This is a genomic window from Rhodococcus sp. IEGM 1409 (assembly GCF_030056735.1).
Lineage (GTDB): Bacteria > Actinomycetota > Actinomycetes > Mycobacteriales > Mycobacteriaceae > Rhodococcus_F.
Window position 1 is genome coordinate 1 of record NZ_JASHKN010000018.1, and the last position, 22,721, is coordinate 22,721.

Sequence of the window (22,721 nt, forward strand, 5' to 3'; positions counted from 1 at the left end):
GGAAGTTGTTGCCGGAGCCGGTGTTCGAGGTTGCGGTGTTCAGGGCTCCGGTGACGGCGGTGGAGGAGATCGTTGCGTCGGTGTTTGCCGAGGTGTTGGGTGTCGATCGTGTGGGTCTCGATGACGATTTCTTCGAGCTCGGCGGCAACTCCCTCAACGCCACTCGCACGATCAAGCGAATCGCCGATGCTCTCGATACCGAGCTTTCGGTTCGAGTTCTGTTCGAAGCGTCCACGGTGCAGGATCTCGCAGCGCATGCCGAAAGCCGGACCGGCTCGGGTGGGCGAGTCGCGCTGACCGCTGTCGAGCGGCCAGAGCGGATTCCGCTTTCGTTGGCGCAGCAGCGTATGTGGTTCCTCAACCGATTCGACGGGAGTGCTGCTGCATACAACATTCCGATGGCGCTGCGCCTTCAAGGCGATCTCGATGTCTCGGCGCTGAGTGCGGCCATCTCTGATGTTGTCGGGCGTCACGAATCACTTCGAACCGTCTACCCGGAAATCGGAGACGGTCCGGTGCAGGTCGTCAAGCCAGTGTCGAGTTGGTCGGACGAGATCGTCGCGGAACCGACCGGCGTGGACGAACTCGAAGGTGAGTTGGTCGCGCTGGCGTCGACGCGCTTCGACGTCACACGCGAGATTCCGATTCGTATCCGGTTGTTCCAGTTGGCTTCCGACGAATACGTACTTGGTGTCGCGATTCATCATATTTCCGCCGATGGTTCCTCGATGGCTCCGTTCGCTCGAGATGTCGTGACCGCATACGCGTCGCAGGTTGCCGGGTACACACCATCCTGGGCTCCTCTCGACGTTCAATACGCCGACTACAGCCTGTGGCAGCGAGAGGTGCTCGGCAGTGAGGACGACCCGGAATCGATTGCTTCGCAGCAGATTGCGTACTGGAGCGATGCTCTCGCCGGGCTGCCTGATCAGCTTGCACTTCCCGCCGACCGGCCGCGCCCCGCGACGCAGTCCTTCCGTGGCGGTTACCTGCACTTCGACATCGATGCAGAGTTGCATGCTCGGTTGAGCGGTCTTGCCAGGGCCAACAACTCGACGCTGTTCATGCTCACTCACACGGCGTTCGCGATGTTGTTGGCTCGACTGTCCGGAACCGAGGACATCGCGGTGGGTACGCCCATTGCCGGACGTGGTGAGCGGGCACTCGACGATCTCATCGGCATGTTCGTGAACACCCTGGTGTTCCGTACACAGATCGGCAGCGGTGCGCCGTTCCTCGACCTGCTCGGACGTGTCAGGGAGACCGATCTTCAGGCGTTCGCGCATTCGGACGTCCCGTTCGAGCGACTCGTGGAGGTGCTCAACCCGCCACGTTCGACCGCCCGTCATCCGCTCTATCAGGTCGGCTTCCTCTTCCAGAACATGGAAACCGGAGGGCTCGAGCTTCCGGGGCTCACCGTCAAGGGCGTCGATATCGACAACGGGGTCGCGCAGTTCGATCTTCAGTTGATCGTCAGTGATCGGTACGACGAGAACGGATCTGCAGCCGGCATCACGTCGATGTTCAGCTACGCACATGATCTGTTCGACGAGTCGACCGTGCAGGGTTTCGCCGATCGATTCGTGCGATTGCTCGCGGAGATCGCGTCGGATCCGTCGTTGACTGTCGGAGACTTCGCGCTGTTGGATTCGTCCGAAAGCGACCGGATCCTGAACCGCTGGAACGACACCGATCACTCCGTCCCGGGAGCCACTCTGGTCGAACTGTTCGACGAGCAGGTCGGTTCGAACCCAGGTGCGGTGGCATTGGTTGCAGGGAACACGTCGCTGACGTACGCCGAGTTCGATTCACGCGTCAACCGTCTCGCACGGCACCTGATTGCAACCGGTGTCGGTCCGGAATCTCTGGTCGCGTTGGCAATCGATCGATCGGTCGAGCTGCTGGTCGCCATGTACGCCGTGGTGAAGGCAGGTGGTGGCTACGTACCGATCGATCCGAACCATCCGGCGGACCGCATTGAATACGTATTGACCATGGCAGATCCGGTCTGCGTCCTCACCGTGTCGACCGCTGCGAAGAATCCGGCTTTCGGTGATTCCGTGATCGAGGTGGACACGGTTGATCTCGCGTCCTACGGGGCTGCGACAGTTACCGACGCGGACCGGAATGCTCCACTGCGAGTGGACAACACCGCCTACGTGATCTTCACGTCGGGATCGACGGGGCGGCCGAAGGGCGTCGCGATCTCGCATCGGGCGGTGGTCAACCAGCTTCTCTGGAAGCGCGATCAGTACGGCCTCGACCAATCCGATGCGATGGTGCTCAAGACCGCGGCAACCTTCGACCTCTCGGTCTGGGAGTTCTGGTCGGCACTGACTTCCGGTGCACGACTGGTGATCGCCGAGCCTGAGGGGCACAAGGACCCGAGCTACCTGCTCGACCTGATGACCCAGGAGAAGGTCACGACGCTCCACGTGGTGCCGTCGATGCTCGGGATGCTGCAGTCGGCGTCCGAAAACCGGCTTCCGGAATCGCTTCGTCAGGTGCTCGCGATCGGGGAAGCGTTGCCGGCCGCGACGGCAGCCGAGTTCGCAGAACTCAGCGATGCGCAGTTGGTGAATCTGTACGGTCCGACCGAGGCCGCGGTCTCGGTGACAGCGCACGTCGTCGGTTCGGGCGATACGACGGCGGTGCCGATCGGTGCCCCCGAATGGAACACGCAGGTGTTCGTGCTCGACACGCGTTTGCATCCGGTCCCCGTCGGAGTCACCGGGGAGCTGTACCTCGCTGGTGCCCAGCTCGCTCGCGGGTATCATGGCCGGGCGGATCTGACGTCGGAACGATTCGTGGCCAACGTCTTCGATGACGCGGGTTCGCGGTTGTACCGCACCGGCGACCTCGTCCGGTGGACGGAAAACGGTGAACTCGACTACGTGGAGCGCGCCGACTTCCAGGTCAAGATCCGTGGCTACCGCATCGAACTCGGCGAGATCGAAGCGCTTCTTCGCAAGCAAGCCGCTGTGGACTCCGCGGTGGTGGTGGCCAAGTCGGATGCGCGAACCGGTGATCGACTTGTCGGCTACGTCGTTCCTCAAAGCGGGGAAAGCATCGATGTCGAAACATTGAAGCGGACTCTTGTGGCGGAGTTGCCGAGTTACATGGTGCCGGCGGCATTGATGGTGTTGGACGAACTACCGCTCAATATCAACGGCAAGGTCGATCGCAAGGCACTGCCCGACCCTGAATTCGAGGCCACCGAATTCCGTGCGCCGACCAACCCCGTCGAAGAGATCGTCGCGGGTGTGTTCGCTGACGTACTCGGTCTCGCGAGGGTCGGACTCGACGACGATTTCTTCGAACTCGGCGGAAACTCTCTCGTCGCGACTCAGGTCGTGTCGAGGCTGGGTGAGGCGTTGGACGCGCAGATCCCGGTCCGTGTGATCTTCGAGGCATCGAGTGTCGGGGCATTGGCGTCGAGGGTTCTCGAACACGCGGGATCTGGCGGTCGCCCACCGTTGGTGGCTCAGGTGCGTCCGCACGAGATCCCGCTGTCGTTGGCGCAGCAACGGATGTGGGTGCTCAATCAGTTCGACAAGACCTCGGGTGCGTACAACATTCCTATCGCGATCCGGCTGTCCGGCGCACTCGATGTCGACGCACTTCGCTTCGCGGTGTCGGATCTGATCGAGCGTCACGAAGTGCTCCGGACGGTATACCCGGACCAGGGTAACGGACCGATTCAGATGATCCTGCCTCGCTCGGCAGCGACCGCGGGACTGGAAGTGATCGCAACGGACGAAGCGTCCGTCGCCGGGCAGGTGGCAGACACAGTTCGCGAGGGCTTCGATGTCACAACGGCTGTTCCGTTGCGAATCCGACTCTTCGAGGTCGACGAATCCGAGCGGGTCCTCGTCGTGGTCATCCACCACATCAGCGGTGACGGCTTCTCGATGGCTCCGTTGATCAGGGACACCATGGTCGCGTACACCGCGCGCACCGGCGGGGAGACGCCGGAGTGGGCTCCGCTCGAGGTGCAGTATGCCGATTACACGCTGTGGCAGCGTGAAGTGCTCGGATCACCGGAGGACGCGGACAGTCAGCTGGGCCGTCAACTCGCGTACTGGGTGAACGAACTCAAGGGCGCTCCGGAGCTTCTGGAACTGCCGACCGATCGGCCGCGGCCGGCGCGGGCGAGCATGCGCGGTGCGGAATTCGAGTTTGCAGTCGATTCCGAGACCACGGACCGGCTGGCCACGATCGCACGGGAGCAGAACTCGACCGTCTTCATGGTGGTTCACACTGCCCTGGCCGTGCTGCTGGTGAAGATGAGTGGATCGAACGACATCGCAATCGGTACGCCGATCGCGGGCCGAGGTGAGCGGGCTCTCGACGATCTTGTCGGGATGTTCGTCAACACGCTGGTCTTGCGAACGGAGATCGCTCCGGCTTCGACGTTCGTCGACGTTCTGGCACACGTGAAGGACAAGGACTTGTCGGCATTCGCGAATGCCGACGTACCGTTCGAGCGGTTGGTCGACGAACTCGGGCGAGAGCGCTCTCACGCATACTCGCCGCTCTTCCAGGTCATGCTCACGTTCCAGAACATGTCGCTGGGTACGTTCCAACTCCCGGGCCTCGAGCTCTCCGCGGTCGACAACGGTTTCGACCAGGCGATGTTCGATCTGCAGCTCACCGGTATCGAGCAATTCGACGATGCCGGGGTGCTGTCCGGGCTGAGGATGCGTTTCACCTATGCGACCGACCTGTTCGACGAATCGACCATCGCGCTTTTCGCGGCGCGATTCGGGCGGGTGCTCGAAGAACTGGTGACCGATCCCGAGGTCGTGATTCGTACGATCGACATCGTGACCGAGCAGGAACGCGAGGAAGCGATCGCTTCCGAGCCGAAGTCCGCGGCAGATCTGCCCGAACTGGCAGCCGCGGCGGCGGCCGCCGATCCTGAGGCAGTTGCGTTCACCCACGGTGATCAGACGGTCACCTTCAGCGAGTTGTCGACCAAACTCGTTGCCATGCGTACCGCTATGGGAGCCGCTCTGGCACCCGATGCTCTGGTATCAGTGTCGCTCGCCGGCCTTGTTCCGGGCATCCTGCCGGCACTCGGCGTCGACGGTCTCGCCACACTTGTGAGCTCGGTGATAGCTGACGCACAGTCGGTGTCAGCGGGCCGTGGGGGTACGGCCGGGTAACATTCAGTATTTGCCCAGTGAACGCCTCCGGCCGAGCAGAACGCTGTGCTCGGCCGGGGCGCGCTTCACGAAAGTCAGTTGGAGGAAGTGTAGATGTCCGTCGGTATTCCGGGACCGCAGTCGCTGACGATCGAAGATCTGCCGAAGTTAGTAGCTGCAGTTGCGGCGGTAGACCCAGATCGAGTGGCTCTGAGCCACGGTGGGACCGAAATCAGCTACGGACGACTCAATGACGAGTTGGTCACTCTCGACACCGCGATGGGCGGGGCATTGGGGGCAGACGCCCTGGTTCCTGTTGTCGTTTCCACAGTGCTGCCAGAGCTGATCGCCAGCGAGGCCGACGGGCTCGGTGCGGTGGTCGACCGGCTCATCACCGACGGAAGTTCGGTCGTCGAGGTGGCGTCGGAGTCCGATGCCCACGGGACCCTCGCAGGACTCTTCGACGAGCAGGTCGAGCGGACGCCGGGTGCGCTCGCGCTGGATTACGACGGAACTCAGCTCACTTACGCGCAGTTCGACGCTCGAGCGAACCGCCTGGCCCGTGAACTCGTCACGGCAGGTGTCGGACCGGACAGCCTCGTCGGTCTCGCGATGCGTCGATCGATCGATCTCCTCGTCTCGATGTACGCGATCGTCAAGGCCGGTGGCGCGTACGTCCCACTCGACCCGGATCATCCTGCCGATCGTCTCGCGTACGTACTCGAGATCGCGAAGCCCGCGGCGGTACTCACACGTACGTCCGATGCCGTGGTGCTGCCGCACGGTACTCCGACGCTCGACGTCGACACCCTCGACTTGTCGGGTCATGCCGATACAACCGTCACCGATGCCGACCGGTTGGCGCCGCTGCGCGCGGACAACACTGCGTATGTCATCTTCACGTCCGGATCGACCGGACGCCCCAAAGGCGTTGCAGTCTCTCACCGTGCCATCGTCGCGAACCTGCAATGGCGTCAGGCCGAGTACGGATTCACCGCCGACGACGTGATCTTGCAGAAGACACCCTTCACTTTCGACGTGTCCGTGTGGGAGTTCTTCTGGCCACTGCAGGTCGGTGCATCGCTGGTGATCGCAGAACCCGATGGACATCGTGACCCGGTGTACGTGGCTCGGACGATGATCGAGCGCGGAGTGACGGCGGTGCACTTCGTGCCGTCGATGCTCGCGGTGTTCGTCGCCGAACCCCTTGTTGCGCAGGTCAAAACCCTTCGCTACGTGTTCGCTTCCGGCGAGGCGTTGCCGGCTCGAACCGCGGCACGTTTGCGCGAGGTCAGTAGCGCTGGACTCCACAACCTGTACGGCCCGACCGAAGCCGCCGTCGACGTGACGTATTACGAAACCGGCGAGCAGGATCAGGTGTCGGTGCCGATCGGCGTAGCAGTTGCGGACACCGAACTCCTGGTGCTCGACGACGCGCTGCGGCCCTCGCCGTCGGGTGTGGCAGGAGAGCTCTATCTTGCCGGGATTCAGCTAGCCAGGGGATACGTGTCGCGTCCCGATCTCACGGCAGACCGTTTCGTGGCTCGGCCCGGCGCTACCGACGGATCCCGGATGTACCGAACCGGAGACCTGGTGCGCTGGCGCGGCGCCGGAGCGAACCGTCAGCTCGAATACATCGGTCGCACCGACTTTCAGGTCAAGCTCCGTGGTCTGCGCATCGAGCTCGGTGAGATCGAGTCGGCATTGCTCGATTGTGAAGGTGTTTCCCAAGCTGTGGTCGTCGTCCATTCGGACGAAACGATCGGTGACAACTTGGTCGCGTACATCGTCGGCGAGGGCACCGATTCAGAGATTCTGACGTCGTCGCTGGGTGAACGGCTACCCGACTACATGGTCCCTGCCATGTTCGTCGAACTGGACGAGTTTCCGCTCAACGCCAGTGGCAAGTTGGATCGAAAGGCTTTGCCCGCACCCGAATTCGTGTCGAAGACGGTTGAATACCGCGAGCCGGCGACGCCCACCGAAGCCGGTGTGGTTGCGATCTTTGCCGACCTTCTCGGGCAGGATCGAGTAGGGGCAGACGACGGCTTCTTCGAACTGGGTGGCAACTCGTTGCTCGCCACTCGCGTGGTTGCGCGGATCAATGCCGAACACGGCATCTCCATCGACATGCGCAACTTCTTCGACGCGCCCACGGCCGCGGAACTTGCGGTCTTCATCGACGACGCGAAAATCTCGGAAGACCGCAAGGCTCACGTTCCCCTGATCCCTCGCGAGCGCCCCGAGTTGGTTCCGCTGTCTTTGGCGCAGCAGCGCATGTGGTTCCTCAACCGATTCGAACCGGAATCGGCAGTCGACCACATTCCGGTCGCGCTGCGGCTCAGTGGAGCGCTCGATGTCGATGCGTTGCAAGGCGCGCTCGAAGATTTGATCGAGCGGCACGAGATCCTTCGGACTGTGTACCCGGAGGTCGACGGCGTCGGATATCAGCGCTTGGTCGACATTGCAGCCGTGGTACCGAACCTGACTCCCATACGGGTGGACGAGTCGGCGATCGTCGAGCGGGTAACCGACTTCGTCACTCCGGGATTCGACGTCACCACCGAGGTTCCCATTCGGGCTGCACTCTTCCAGCTCGCCGCCGACGAATTCGTCCTCGTGTTCGTCGTCCATCACATCAGCGGTGACGGGTTCTCCATGGGACCGTTGACCAAGGACATCGTTTCGTCCTATGTGTCTCGGACACAGGGAATTGCGCACGATCTGGCTCCGCTGCCCGTACAGTTTGCCGACTTTGCACTATGGCAGCGCGAAGTTCTCGGCAGTGAAGACGACCCGGATTCTCTGATCACTCGCCAGGTCGACTACTGGCGCCACGCGTTGGCCGGTATCCCCGATCAGCTCGATCTTCCGTCGGACCGCCCGCGCCCGCGCGTCGCGTCGAACCGGGGCGCCGGGCACACCTTCACGATCGAGCCCGAGCTCCACCAGGCTCTCAATCGAATTGCGTTGGACAACAACGCATCACTGTTCATGGTGTTGCACAGTGCCGTGGCAATTCTGCTGGCGCGGTTGTCCGGTACTTCGGACATCGCCATCGGCACGCCGGTCGCCGGCCGAGGCGATCAGGCTCTCGATGACCTGATCGGGATGTTCGTCAATACGCTCGTGCTCCGCACAGATGTTGACGTCAACATGTCGTTCATCGACTTGATCGCCCGTATCCGAGACATCGACCTCGATGGATTCGGTAATTCGGACGTTCCGTTCGAGCGGCTGGTAGAGGTGCTCAATCCCTCGCGTTCGCAGTCGAGGAATCCGCTGTTTCAAGTGATGCTCTCTATGCAGAATCTTGGGCAGAGCACACAAAGCAGTCTCGAGGTACCGGGATTGACCATCTCTGGGCTCGATGTCGATTCGGCGACAGCCAAATTCGACTTGCAGTTCACGATTTGGGAGTCCGACGCGACTGCTGCGTCGGGGGGCCTGAGCGTGGCGCTCGTCTACGCGACGGATTTGTTTGACGACGCGTCGGTGAGATCTTTCGCCGGTCGGCTGACTGTGATTCTTGAAGCGATTGCTGGGGATTCCACGGTAGTGGTCGGTGATATCGATTTGCTCGATGCTGCCGAGCGTTCGGATGTTTTGGGTTCTTGGATGGTTCCCGGTGTCGAGGTCGAGTCCGGCACGACGTTGGCGTCGATGTTCGATGTGCGGGTTGCGAGTGCGGCCTCGTCGACTGCTGTGGTGTTCGAGGGTCGCCGGTTGTCGTTTGGCGAACTTGATGAAGCTTCAAATCGTTTGGCGCGCAAGCTGATCGAGGTGGGTGTTGGTCCGGAGTCGTTGGTGGCGGTGGTTTTGCCTCGATCGGTCGAGTTGGTCGTCACGTTGCTGGCTGTGGTGAAGGCCGGCGGTGGCTATCTTCCGATTGATCCGACGTATCCGGCGGAGCGAATCGCTTTCACGTTGGGGGATGCGCGTCCTGTGTGCGTCGTCGCTGCAGGCGATGTCGTCGATGTCGAGGTGCCAGTTCTTGATGTGATGGCGTTGGACTTGGCGAATTACGACGGTTCCCCTGTGTCGGACGGTGATCGCCGTTCTGCGTTGCGTGCCGATGATATTGCGTACGTCATCTACACGTCCGGTTCGACTGGGAAGCCGAAGGGTGTGGCGGTCAGTCATCGGAATGTGGTGGAGTTGTTTGCGAATGCTCAGCTGCGGTTCGGTTTCGATGGTTCGGACGTGTGGACGTTGTTCCACAGTTACGCGTTCGATTTCTCGGTGTGGGAGTTGTGGGGCCCGCTGTTGTACGGCGGCACTGTTGTAGTGGTGGATTACCTGACTTCTCGCTCGCCCGAGCAGTTCCGTGAGTTGGTTGCGCGTGAGCGGGTGACGGTGCTCAATCAGACCCCTTCGGCGTTCTATCAGTTCGCCGAGGCAGATCGAATAGCTGGTGATTCGGCCAGGTCGTTGTCGTTGCGTCATGTGATCTTCGGCGGTGAGGCGCTGGACCTGTCTCAACTGGTGCGTTGGTATGACCGTCACGACGATAGTTCGCCGCGGTTGGTGAACATGTACGGGATCACCGAGACGACCGTGCATGTGTCGTTCTCGGCACTCGATTCGGTGATGGTTCGTGAGGCGACTGGCTCAGTGATCGGCCGGGGCCTTGGTGGGTTGTCGGTGTTCGTACTCGACGATCGGCTTCGCCCTGTGCCGGTGGGTGTTCGAGGCGAAATGTATGTCGCTGGTGGTCAGCTTTCGCGTGGGTACGTGGGTCAGCCTGGGTTGACTGCTGGTCGTTTTGTTGCGAACCCGTTCGACCGCAGCGGTTCCGGTGATCAGATGTACCGGACGGGTGATATTGCGCGGTGGAATGTCGACGGGTTGCTCGAGTATGCGGGCCGAAGTGATTCCCAAATTCAGTTGCGGGGGTTCCGGATTGAACTCGGCGAGGTCGAGGCCGCGTTGTTGCGTGTGCCTGGGGTGGCTGGCGCCGTGGCGGTTGTGCGCTCGGATGCTGAGCTCGGTGATCGTCTTGTGGGGTATGTGGTCCCCGAGGCTGGTGCGGATCTTGTTGCTTCCGTCGTGTCGACGAGGGTGAGCGAGTTCTTGACCGGGTACATGGTTCCGGATGCTGTGGTGGTGCTCGAGGAGCTTCCGCTGACGGTGAACGGTAAGTTGGATCGGAAGGCATTGCCGGAGCCAGTATTCGAGGCGCGGGAGTATCGAACACCCGCGACTGATACCGAGTTGGCGGTAGCGGGCGTCTTTGCCGACGTTCTCGGAGTCGAGCGTGTCGGGTTGGACGATGATTTCTTCTCCTTAGGTGGAAACTCGCTCGTAGCCACACGACTGGTCGCCAGGCTCGGGCGGGCGCTCGAGACGACGATCCCCGTGCGGGTCCTGTTCGAAAACTCGAATGTCGAGTCTCTGGCGGCGTCCGTCTCGTCACACGTCAGTTCCGGGAACATTCCGGCACTGGTCGCAGGACCTCGACCCACGACGATTCCGTTGTCACTTGCACAGCAGCGTATGTGGTTCCTGAGCCGCTTCGATCCGGATTCCGCCGTCAACAATATTCCGATCGCCTTGAATCTCAAAGGTGCCCTCAATGTTTCGGCGCTGAGGCATGCGATTTCGGATGTAATCGAACGCCACGAGTCGCTCCGGACCGTCTATCCGGAGCAAGGTGGACAAGGACAGCAGGTAGTCCTCCCGCCATCCGAGGTGCCGGTTGAGCTGACACCGAAAGTCGTCACGGCCTCGCGCGTTCAAGACGAACTTCTGAGTTTCGCGCTCCAGGGCTTCGACGTGACGTCAACCGTTCCGGTGCGCGTCGGGTTGTTCGAACTCGCTGAAAATGCGTACGTTCTCGTCTTCGTCGTGCACCACATTGCGGCGGACGGCTTCTCGATGCGTCCGTTGACTCGGGATGTCATGGTTGCATATGCCGCTCGCGTTTCGAATGAGGTTCCGAATTGGGCTCCGCTCGAGGTGCAGTACGCGGACTATGCACTCTGGCAGCGCGAGGTTCTCGGCGACGAGGACGACCCGGATTCGCTGATCTCGGCTCAGCTGGATCACTGGCGCTCCATCCTCCGCGATTCGCCGGAAGTGCTTGCGCTACCGGCTGACCGACCTCGGCCGGTCGTCGCCTCGAATCGGGGCGCTACGTACCGCTTCTCTGTCAGCGAAGAGCTTCGGTCGAGCTTGGACTCGCTCGCACGCGAACGGAACGCGTCACTGTTCATGGTGATGCATTCGGCCCTCGCCGTGCTTCTCGCAAGGTTGTCCGGTACCAGCGACATCGTGATCGGCACTCCGGTTGCAGGGCGAGGTGAAAAGGCGCTCGACGACGTGGTCGGCATGTTCGTGAATACGCTGGTCCTGCGAACTCCCGTAGACCTCGCGAGTGCGTTCAGTGCGCTCGTCTCGGCAACGCGAAGAACGGACCTTCAGGCGCTCGGGAACGGCGATGTTCCGTTCGAGCGTTTGGTCGAGGTGCTGGACCCCACCCGCTCGCAGGCTCATCACCCGCTGTTCCAGGTTGCGTTGTTCTTCCAGAACATGTCGCAGGACGCGTTGGAGCTTTCAGGGTTGGAGGTGTCAGGTCTCGAGTTCGACGCGGGTATCGCGAAATTCGACCTTCAACTAACCCTCGCTCCTCGTGTCGAAGATGCGCGCGAGGACGGCATGTTTGCCGAGTTCGCATACGCCACAGACCTGTTCGACGAGTCGACGATTCGTGGATTCGCTGATCGGTTCACCCGTATCCTCGAGCAAGTAGTCGCGGACCCGTCGATTACCGTGGGTGACATCGAACTGTTGGAGGAGGCCGAGCGCGAGTCGTTGTTGATTGCGCGCAACTCCACCGCGCGTGACGTGGGGAACAGCGAGACGTTGGCTTCCCTGTTCGACGTTCGCGTTGCGTCGGCACCCGATGCGGTTGCCGTGGTGTTCGACGGCCAGTCGCTGACCTACGGCGAGTTGTCGGATCGTGTGAACAAATTGGCACGCAAGCTGATCGACGATGGTGTCGGCCCCGAATCGTTGGTGGCCTTGGCGATGCGTCGATCCCTCGACCTCGTCATAGGTATGTACGCGGTGATCGCCGCGGGCGGAGCGTATGTGCCGCTGGATCCCGATCACCCCGCCGAGCGGATCGGGCACATCCTCACGACGGCCGATCCGGTTTGCGTGCTGTCGACGACGCGGGATGCCTTCGTATCGCCGCACGGCGCCGATGTGCTGTTGATCGATACTGTCGATCTCTCGAGCTACTCGGCTTCAATCGTTTCCGATGCTGATCGACGCGGTCGTCTGCATGGTGTGAATGCCGCTTACGTGATCTTCACCTCGGGTTCCACGGGTAAGCCCAAGGGCGTTGCGGTCTCGCACCATGCCATCGTGAACCAGGTCCTGTGGATGCAGGATCAGTACGCCATCGGCACAGAAGACGTCTATCTACAAAAGACTGCAACGACATTCGACGTCTCGTTGTGGGGGTACTTCACGGCGCTTCTGTCCGGTACGCGAGTGGTGCTGGCATCTCACGACGGACATCGAGATCCCGCTTACCTGGCTGGTCTGATCGAAGATCATCGGGTGACGCTGACGGACTTCGTTCCGTCGATGTTGACCGTCTTCGCTTCATCGGTTCCGGAACTGGCATTGGTGTCACTGAGGGACGTATTCGTGATCGGTGAGGCACTGCCGGTCGAGACGGTGCGTGCATTCGCTCGGGTGTCGTCTGCAGGCTTGCACAATGTGTACGGCCCTACCGAGGCTGCGGTCTCGATCACCTACTACGAGGTCGACGGATCGGAGTCGACAGGTATTCCGATCGGAGTGCCCGAGTGGAACTCCCAGGTCTACGTGTTGGACAGCCGATTGCGGCCGGTGCCGGTAGGCGTTGCAGGTGAGTTGTATCTGGCCGGTGATCAACTGGCGCGCGGTTACGTCGCGCGGCCCGATCTCACCAGTGATCGTTTTGTCGCGAACCCATTTGTGGAGGCGAGCAACACAAGCGGTGACGTCAATGTCGGTGGCAGCCGGATGTATCGCACCGGGGACCTGGTGTGGTGGAACAACGCCGGCGAGCTCGAGTATGTCGGGCGTACCGATTTTCAGGTCAAGTTCCGCGGACAGAGGATCGAACTGGGTGAGATCGAATCCGCTCTGTTGGCGCACCCTACGGTGGCTCAGTGCGTGGTCACCGTTGCATCCACCGATATGGGCGATCAGTTGGTTGCGTATGTGATCGCTGTCCCGGATTCGGTGATCGACGTGGAAGACCTGAGGAATGCACTTCCCGAGTCGTTGCCTGTCTATATGATTCCGAACGCGATCATGGTCTTGAACGAGTTGCCTTTGAACTCCTCGGGCAAGTTGGATCGAAAGTTGTTGCCGGAACCGGTCTTCGAGGCTGCAGTGTTCCGGGCTCCGGTAACGCCGGTAGAACAAATTGTGGCCTCAGTGTTCTCGGCGGTACTCGGGGTCGAGCGCGTGGGTCTCGATGACGATTTCTTCGCACTCGGCGGAAATTCTTTGATTGCTACTCGAATGGCAGCGCGGTTGGGGCAGGCGCTCGATGCGCAGGTTCCGGTGCGGGTGTTGTTCGAGGCGTCGTCGGTGGAGTTGTTGGCTGCGCGGGTGGAGTCGGAGATCGGTTCGGGTGCTCGTGTGGCGTTGACTGCTCGGGTGCGTCCGGAGCGGGTGCCGTTGTCGTTGGCGCAGCAGCGGATGTGGTTCTTGAACCGTTTCGATACGACGTCGTCGGCGAACAATATTCCGGTGGCGATTCGGTTGTCGGGGTTGTTGGATGTGGCGGCGTTGGGTGCTGCTGTGTCGGATGTTGTTGGCCGGCATGAGATTTTGCGGACGGTGTATCCGGAGGTCGACGGTGTCGGGTTCCAGGAGGTGTTGTCTGCGGATCGGGTGCGGTTGGATTTGTCGCCGGTTGCGGTGTCGGAGTCCGATGTTGTCGGTGCGGTGACGGAGTTCTTGTCGGCTGGTTTCGATGTGGCGGTGGAGGTTCCGGTTCGGGCGCGGTTGTTCGCGGTGTCGGAGTCGGAGTTCGTGTTGGCGATGGTGGTTCATCACATCAGTGGTGATGGTGTGTCGATGGGTCCGTTGACGCGTGATGTGATGGTTGCGTATGAGGCTCGTGCTCGGGGTGAGGTTCCGGGGTGGGCGCCGTTGGCGGTGCAGTATGCGGATTACGCGTTGTGGCAGCGTGAGACTTTGGGGTCGGAAGATGATGCGGGGTCGTTGATTTCGCGTCAGATCGGGTTCTGGGAGTCGGCGTTGTCGGGGTTGCCGGATCAGTTGGATTTGCCGGCGGATCGTCCGCGGCCTGCGGTAGCGTCCAATCGCGGTGCCAAGCACGCTTTCGTTATCGATGCGCCAGAGCATCATTCTTTGAAAAGAATTGCCCGTGAGTCGAATTCGTCGTTGTTCATGGTGGTGCATGCGGCGTTGGCGGTGTTGTTGGCGCGGTTGTCGGGGACGTCCGATATTGCGATCGGTACTCCGGTGGCGGGTCGTGGTGAGCAGGTTCTCGATGATTTGGTCGGGATGTTCGTCAACACGTTGGTGTTGCGGACCGAGGTGAATTCTTCGGAGTCGTTCTCGGGGTTGTTGGGTCGGGTTCGCGAGGGCGACCTGGGTGCATTTGCGCACGTAGATCTGCCGTTCGAGCGGTTGGTGGAGGTGCTCAATCCGGCGCGGTCGCAGGCGCGTAATCCGTTGTTCCAGGTGATGCTCTCGTTCCAGAACATGGAGCAGTCGGCACTTCGACTCGGTGATCTGACAGTTGCGGGCATCGACGCGAATACGGTGGCAGCTAAGTTCGACCTGCAGTTGACCATGGTCGAGCAGTTCGACGAGTCCGGTGCCCCGGCCGGTATGGCGGCGCAGTTCACGTACGCGACGGATCTGTTCGACGAGTCGACGGTGGCAGGGTTTGCCGGCAGGTTCGGGCGCATCCTTGCTGAGATCACCGTTGATCCGTCAGTTCGGTTGGGTGATATCGACGTACTTACGGCTGCTGAGCGCAGCAACGTTCTCAGCTGGTCCACTGGTGGGCGCACAGCGTTGGCAGGCGCGTCCTTGACTGCGATGTTCGAAGAACAGGTTGGACGGGCCCCTGATTCTCTTGCCGTCGAGTGCGATGGCGAGGCGCTGACCTATGGGCAGCTCGACGCTTACGCAAACGTGGTGGCGGAGCGATTGACGGCGGCCGGTGTGGGTCCGGATGACGTCGTCGCGTTGATCGTGCCGAGGTCGGTCGAGTGGGTCGTAGGTATGTTGGCGGCGTGGAAGGCGGGTGCTGCGTACGGGCCGATAGATCCTTCGTACCCACAGGATCGGATCGAAGCGATAATCGCTGACACTGGCGCCCGATGTGCGGTGAGTACGGCGACTCTCGATCTGGCGGTGGACGTCATCGTCCTCGACAGCATCATGCGCGATTCGCCGATTGTGGAGGGGCCGACGGATCGATGGCGTGAACTCGGTGCGGGGGACCGCTTGGGGTATGTCATTTCGACATCCGGTTCGACGGGTCGCCCGAAGCCGACGTTGGTGCCGATGGCTGGCATCGAGAACACGGTGGGCTGGTATCGCAGCGAGTTGCCCGAAACTGGTGGTCTTCTGATCGCGTCGTCACCGAGTTTCGACTTGACCCAGAAGAACGTCTGGGCAGCGTTGAGCAGCGGTCGGACCGTAGTGCTTGCCCCAGACGGTTTCGACCCCGACGCAATCGTTGCTCGCGTCGGGCACGGTGACGTTGCAGTGGCGAACATGTCGCCGAGCGCGTTCGAAGCCGTGGTGGATTCCGACGAGGATTCTGCTCTGAGCGCTTTGGCTGTTGTATTCCTCGGTGGCGAGTCGATTCGGCTCAATCGTCTGGGGAGGTTGTTGTCGGCCGGAGTACGCGTGGTGAACAGCTACGGCCCGACGGAAGCGTCGGACGTGGTCTCGTTCCATGCGGTGGCCGCGCACGACACTGTCAGCGTCCCGATCGGTGCGCCGGTGCCGAACATGGATCTGTTCGTTCTGGATAGTTCGTTGGGTCTGGTGCCGCCGGGCGTGATCGGTGAGTTGTATGTCGGTGGTGTCGGCGTCGGTCGCGGATACGGCAACCGAGCGGCGTTGACTGCGGAACGTTTCGTCGCCAACCCCTTTGTGGTTGTGGGAGATCATGAATCAGGCGGCGGTAGTAGGTTGTATCGAACCGGCGACCTGGTCAGGTGGAACGGTCGGGGTGAGCTGGAGTACATCGGCCGATCGGATTTCCAGGTCAAATTGCGGGGGCAGCGCATCGAGCTCGGCGAGATCGAATCTGCTCTGATCGCGCACGAGACGGTTTCAGACGCGGTGGTCGTCCTGCACAGCGATGCTACGTTCGGCGACAGCCTGGTCGGGTATGTCGTGGGAACTGCAGTAGATGCGTCGGAAGTTCTGGAGTCGGCGCGGGCCGTGCTTCCGGCGTACATGGTGCCGTCGAAGGTTCTTGTTCTCGACGAGCTTCCTCTCAATGCTTCGGGCAAGTTGGATCGAAAGGCACTCCCGTCACCGGTATTCGAGGCAGCGGAGTTTCGGGCGCCGGTCACCGCGGTGCAGGAAATTGTTGCGTCGGTGTTCGGCGATGTATTGGGCGTAGAGCGGGTCGGTCTGGATGACGATTTCTTTGCACTCGGTGGCAATTCGTTGATCGCTACCAGGTTGGCAGCACGGTTGGGGCAGGCGCTCGATGCTCAGATCCCGGTGCGCGTGCTGTTCGAGAACTCGACAGTGGAAGGTTTGGCGGCAGTAGCGCAAAAGACTGCAGGCTCCGGCGCGAGAATGGAGCTGGAGGCGCAGGAACGCCCAGAACGCCTCCCTCTCTCCTTGGCGCAGCAGCGTATGTGGTTGATCAACCAGATGGATCCCGGTTCTGCGGCATACAACATTCCGTTGGCACTGCGATTGACGGGGAACTTGGATGTCGCGGCTTTGCGCCAGTCTCTTCACGACGTTTTGGTTCGACACGAGTCGCTCCGGACCAGGTACCCGAGTGACATCGAAGGGCCGGTTCAGAAAATCGTCGCGATCGACGAACTCCTTTCGCCTCTCGAGACGATTCAGGTAGACGACGAGGCGGCGGCGTTCAATCGCGTCGTGGAGTTGGTGACGACCGGATTCGACGTAGCTCAGGAAGTACCCGTACGCACGGGGTTGCTCGAGTTGGGACCGGCAGACTTCATATTCGTCTTGGTCGCTCATCACATCGCCGCTGACGGTGAATCGATGGCACCTCTGGCCCGAGACATGATGGTCGCCTATGAGGCTCGCGTGCGCGGCACCGCACCGTCGTGGACGCCGTTGACTGTTCAGTACGCGGACTTCGCGATCTGGCAGCGCGAAGTGCTCGGTAGCGTCGACGAGGTCGGCTCACAGGCTGCACAGCAACTCGACTTCTGGCGCCGGACGTTGAACGGCGTGTCGTCGACGCCCGGATTGCCCTCCGACCGTCAGCGACCCGCGCAGATGTCTGCAAGGGCCGGTGTCTCGGAGTTCTCCGTCAACGCGGAAACGGCGACGCGGCTCAACGAGATTGCGCGCGAACACAACGCCACATTGTTCATGGTTGTGCATGCTGCGCTTGCAGTTCTCATCTCACGGTTGAGCGGAAGCCGAGATTTCGCGATCGGAACGGTTGTAGCCGGGCGGGGTGAGCAGCAACTGGACGACATAGTCGGAATGTTCGTCAACACGCTTGCACTCAGGACCGCTCCGGATCTCGGAGCAGGATTCGGCGAATTGGTCTCGCTGGTTCGAAATGTCGATCTCGAGGCATTTGCGAACGGCGACATACCGTTCGAGGAAGTAACCGGCGCCTTGTCGGCGTCAGCGAACGAGCTTTTCCAGGTTGCACTGTCGGTCGAACCGATGGCAGGAGCCGAGTTCAGTCTGCCGGATTTGAAGATCACGGCAGTCGAGGGTGTGGAGGCGACTGCGAAGTTCGACCTCCAACTCAATCTCAGTTCTGATCCGATAACAGGAGGACTGCTTGGCCATTTGGTCTTCGCCGCCGATCTTTTCGACCAAGCGACCGCCGACGCACATGTCGAGCGATTCGTACGCGTTCTGGATCGGGTGTCCTCGGATCCTTCACGTCCGATCGGTGACATCGAACTGCTCACCGACTCCGAACGCGCTGAAGTCCTCGGATCCGTGGGCGCAACGCCATCCCCGGCAGTTAGTGGTCCGACGGGCCGACTCGTGCCACAGCGATTGGCGAACTCAGTCGAGGCTGATCCTGACGCTGTCGCAGTTGTGTGCAATGAGGAGGAAGTTACGTACCACGATGTCGATACGCGATCGTCTCGCCTCGCTCGCCACCTGATCAATCTTGGTATCGGCCCGGGCGACACAGTGGGGATCGCAGGACTGAGTGGCATCGAACTGGTGGTGGCGATCTGGGCGTTGTCCAAGGCGGGCGCGGCAGTTCTCGTGGGAGCTACAGGAGCAGCGCGTGCGACTGGTTCGAACCCGAGCGTGGCCTTGACGCTGACCTCGAGCCGCGCAGAGTCCGATGTTTCGCTGGACACGGACCTGGAACTGGACCTGCCAGACGTTGTCCAACTGGTGGCGTCGTACTCGGACCGTTCCGTGAACCACGCGGATAGGGTTCGTCCGCTGAGTGCGAACGACACCGCAGTCGTGGTATCCGGTTCACACCCTGACCGGATCACGTATGGAGAGCTCGCAGCGAAGTTGGATGCGATGTCGCAGAAGCATGACGTCGATTACGAATCGCGTCTGATGTACTTCGGTCCCGCGGACGACGAAACATCGATTCTGACGATCCTACTTGCCGGGGCGGTCGGTGGTGTCGTTCTGTCCTCGGAAGAGTCAAGGGCCGCAGAGGTGCACGAAATCCTCGAAGAGGAGTGGGTTTCGCACGCGGTTGGTCCGACAGACGTCTTCACAGATGTCGTAGAGGGAGCTTTACCGGATCTACGCCTGGCTTGTGATCCCGCGACGTGGACTCTGAACTGACACGGCCGTTCACGAAGAAGATGGATACCCATATCCCGAACAGTCCGATGATGTCCACTCTTCGACAGCTGTAACAATGGTTCGGTGTGTCCGATCAACTACTGGGGCTATACCGGGACGTCGAACTCGATTTGCCCAGGTCAAGGGTAGAACCTCGGAAGTGATCGGATTCCCGCGAATACCGATCGAACTGCAGTACCAAAGCGAAGGTGAAATGTCTTGACGCAGCACGAGCTCCTCCATCACGCCGTTCGAGCGCAGGTCGTGGCCGCATGAGCGCCGATGGTGTGACGCCGGATACCTCTGCTACTCGCAAGAGCCGACGGGAGCGGCCCACCCGCACTCGTCGAGCGAGGACATTGTTGCTGCCCCAGTTGCTGGCGGCGGCCGTCGAGTTGGGTCCTTCGAGGGAAGCCTTGCGATTCGAGGGCGACTCACTTTCCTACGCCGAATTGGATGCGCGGTCGTCTCGCCTGGCTCGTATTTTGATCGCCAGCGGTGTAGGTCCGGAGGACAGGGTTGCCGTGTCCATCCCGCGGTCAATCGAATCAGTGCTGGCAGTGTGGGCGGTCGCGAAGACCGGTGCAGCTTTTGTGCCGGTGGATCCGAATTATCCGTCTGACCGTGTTGCGTACATGATCGAGGATTCAGGTGTCTCGATCGGTTTGACCGTCGACGAATTAGGTATTGATTTGCCATCGTCCGTGAGGTGGATCGCGATCGATTCTCTCGAGACGACGCAGGCATCGGAAGCGATGTCCGGCGAACCTGTGGCGTATTCGGACCGTGTTCGCACTCTGCGCGTCGAACACCCTGCGTACGTTATCTACACCTCAGGGTCGACTGGCCGTCCGAAAGGTGTTGTTGTCACGCACGCCGGCCTGGGCAATTTGCTGAGTGAACAGGCTGAGCGACTTGGTGCCACAGCCCAGTCGAGGGTTCTGCACTTCGCCACCCCCAGCTTCGATACTTCACTCTTCGAGCTGTTGCTTACCATCGGTTCCGGCGCGACGATGGTTATCGTTCCGACGACCGTTTACGGTGGTGACGAGCTCGCGGAACTATTGAAAACCGAACGTGTCACGCATGTGGTGGGAACCCCGTCAATGTTGGCGTCTGTCGATCCCTCGGGGTTGGATTCCATCGTCACTGCTGTAGTCGGTGGTGAGGTATGCCCACCTGAGCTTGTTACACGGTGGGGACGGGACCGCGCCTTCTACAACGGATACGGCCCAACCGAGACGACTATTGTCACCAACATCAGCCCGAAACTGGCACCAGGTGACCGCGTGACAATTGGTGGACCGGTTCGCGGGGCTTCCGCCCTGGTTCTGGACTCACGGTTACAGCCAGTCCCAGTCGGGTCGACAGGTGAGCTGTATCTTGCCGGGCCTCAGGTTGCGCGCGGATATCACAATCTGACGGGTATGACTGCAGACCGTTTCATCGCGAATCCGTTTGGAGCGCAGGGCGAACGAATGTACCGCAGTGGTGACCTCGTACGCTGGGTCATCGCAGATGGGGGTGCGCGGGACCTCGAATACGTCGGGCGATCTGACTCTCAATTGAAGATCCGAGGCTTCCGGGTCGAGCTCGGAGAGATCGACGCAGTTCTTGCATCCCATCGAGCGGTCGACTTCGTTGCAACCCTCGGTCGCAAGCTCGACAATGGAGAACAGGCGCTGGTGGCATACGTGCTGCCACGAGCGGGAGCTGAGTTAGACGTCACGGAACTGCTCGACGTCTGCAGACAAGAATTGCCCAGGCATATGGTGCCTGCCTCTGTCGTTCTCATCAGTGAGATTCCGTTGACACCCGTGGGCAAGTTGGATGCCTCCGCGTTGCCGGATCCGCATTTCGAGTCTCGTCCGTTCCGTGCTCCTTCCACTGAGGATGAGATCCAGATCGCCACGGTGTTTGGTGAACTGCTCGGGCTGGAGCAGGTCGGAGCGGATGACGACTTCTTCGAGCTTGGAGGCAATTCGCTTATCGCAGCGAAGTTGGCAGCACGGTTGAGTGCTGTCTTCGACGTGCGGGTACAAGTCAAGACGTTGTTCGAGTCTTCGACTGTGTCGTCGCTTGCCTCTGCGCTCGCAGGTTCCGCGGGGCGTGCTCGTGTGGCGTTGACTGCTCGGGTGCGTCCGGAGCGGGTGCCGTTGTCGTTGGCGCAGCAGCGGATGTGGTTCTTGTCGCGGTTTGATGCTGTGTCGGGTGTGAACAATATTCCGATTGTGTTGCGTTTGTCTGGTGTAGTGGATGTGGCGGCGTTGGGTGCTGCTGTGTCGGATGTTGTTGGCCGGCATGAGATTTTGCGGACGGTGTATCCGGAGTTTGAGGGGGTTGGGTTCCAGCAGGTTCTTCCGGTGGGTGGGTTCGCTGTGGATGTTTCTGCGGTGCCTGTCGATGAGGCTGATTTGTTGGGTGTGTTGGCGCCGGTGGTGACTGAGGGGTTCGATGTCACTTCTGAGGTGCCGTTGCGGGTTCGTTTGTTCCAGACGGGTTCGTCGGAGTTTGTGTTGGCGTTGGTGGTTCACCATATTGCTGCTGATGGTGTGTCGATGGGTCCGTTGGTGCGTGATGTGTCGATGGCGTATGTGGCGCGTGCGGGTGGGCAGGTTCCGGGGTGGGTGCCGTTGGCGGTGCAGTATGCGGATTACGCGTTGTGGCAGCGTGAGGTGTTGGGGTCCGAGGGTGATGCGTCGTCGTTGATGTCTGAGCAGTTGGGGTATTGGACGTCGGTGTTGGCGGGGTTGCCGGAGCGGATCGAGTTGCCGGCGGATCGTCCGCGGCCGTTGGTGGCGTCCAATCGTGGTGCTAGTTACCAGTTCTCGGTTGATGCGCGGTTGCATCGGGCGCTCGAGCAGTTGGCGCTTGATCGTAATGTGTCGTTGTTCATGGTGGTGCATGCGGCGTTGGCGGTGTTGTTGGCGCGGTTGAGCGGTAGTGATGACGTTGTTGTGGGGTCGCCGATCGCTGGGCGGGGCGAGCGGGAGCTTGATGATGTGATCGGGATGTTCGTCAACACGTTGGTGTTGCGGACGGAGGTGGATTCTTCGGAGTCGTTCTCGGCGTTGTTGGGTCGGGTTCGTGAGGTCGATCTGGGGGCGTTCGGCAACGAGGATGTTCCGTTCGAGCGGTTGGTGGAGGTGCTTGATCCGGCGCGGTCGCAGGCTCATCATCCGTTGTTCCAGGTTGCGTTGTTCTTCCAGAATATGGCGCAGAGTGTCTTGGAATTGCCGGGGCTGTCGATTGCCGGTTTCGATGCGGGTGTCGAGATCGCGAAGTTCGATTTGCAGTTGACGGTGTCACCGTTGGAGGAGGACGGCGTCGGTGTGGGGATGCCGATGTCGTTGACGTATGCGACGGATTTGTTCGACGAGTCGACGGTTGTTTCGTTTGCGGAGCGGTTGGTGCGTGTTCTGGAAGCGATGGTGGCGGAGCCTGATTCGGTTGTCGGGGATGTGGAGTTGCTCGGCGAGGACGAGCGTTCGCAGGTGTTGGTGGCGGTCAATGACACTGTTCACGAGTTGACTGGTGGTGCGTTGTTGCTCGATGGGTTCTTCG

General features: G+C 60.9%; 3 protein-coding genes. All 3 read left to right on the forward strand.

Features of this window, described 5'->3' with window-relative positions; translation table 11 throughout:
* On the forward strand, nucleotides 1–5,168 hold a 5,168-nt coding region (locus QM716_RS29050), incomplete at its 5' end, for an amino acid adenylation domain-containing protein (protein WP_502942176.1).
* A gap of 93 nt (nucleotides 5,169–5,261) precedes the next feature.
* The gene (locus QM716_RS29055; protein WP_283307703.1) at nucleotides 5,262–19,157 is read left to right on the forward strand and encodes a non-ribosomal peptide synthetase; all 13,896 of its coding nucleotides are present in this window, start codon (nucleotides 5,262–5,264) and stop codon (nucleotides 19,155–19,157) included.
* Between the two features lie 272 nt (nucleotides 19,158–19,429).
* A partial coding sequence (locus tag QM716_RS29060) for a non-ribosomal peptide synthetase (RefSeq protein WP_283307705.1) occupies nucleotides 19,430–22,721 on the forward strand: 3,292 nt, incomplete at its 3' end.

Bases quoted from the DNA above. Each gene is read 5' to 3' on its own strand.
- QM716_RS29055 (WP_283307703.1), top strand. From the start codon at position 5,262: ATGTCCGTCGGTATTCCGGGACCGCAGTCGCTGACGATCGAAGATCTG.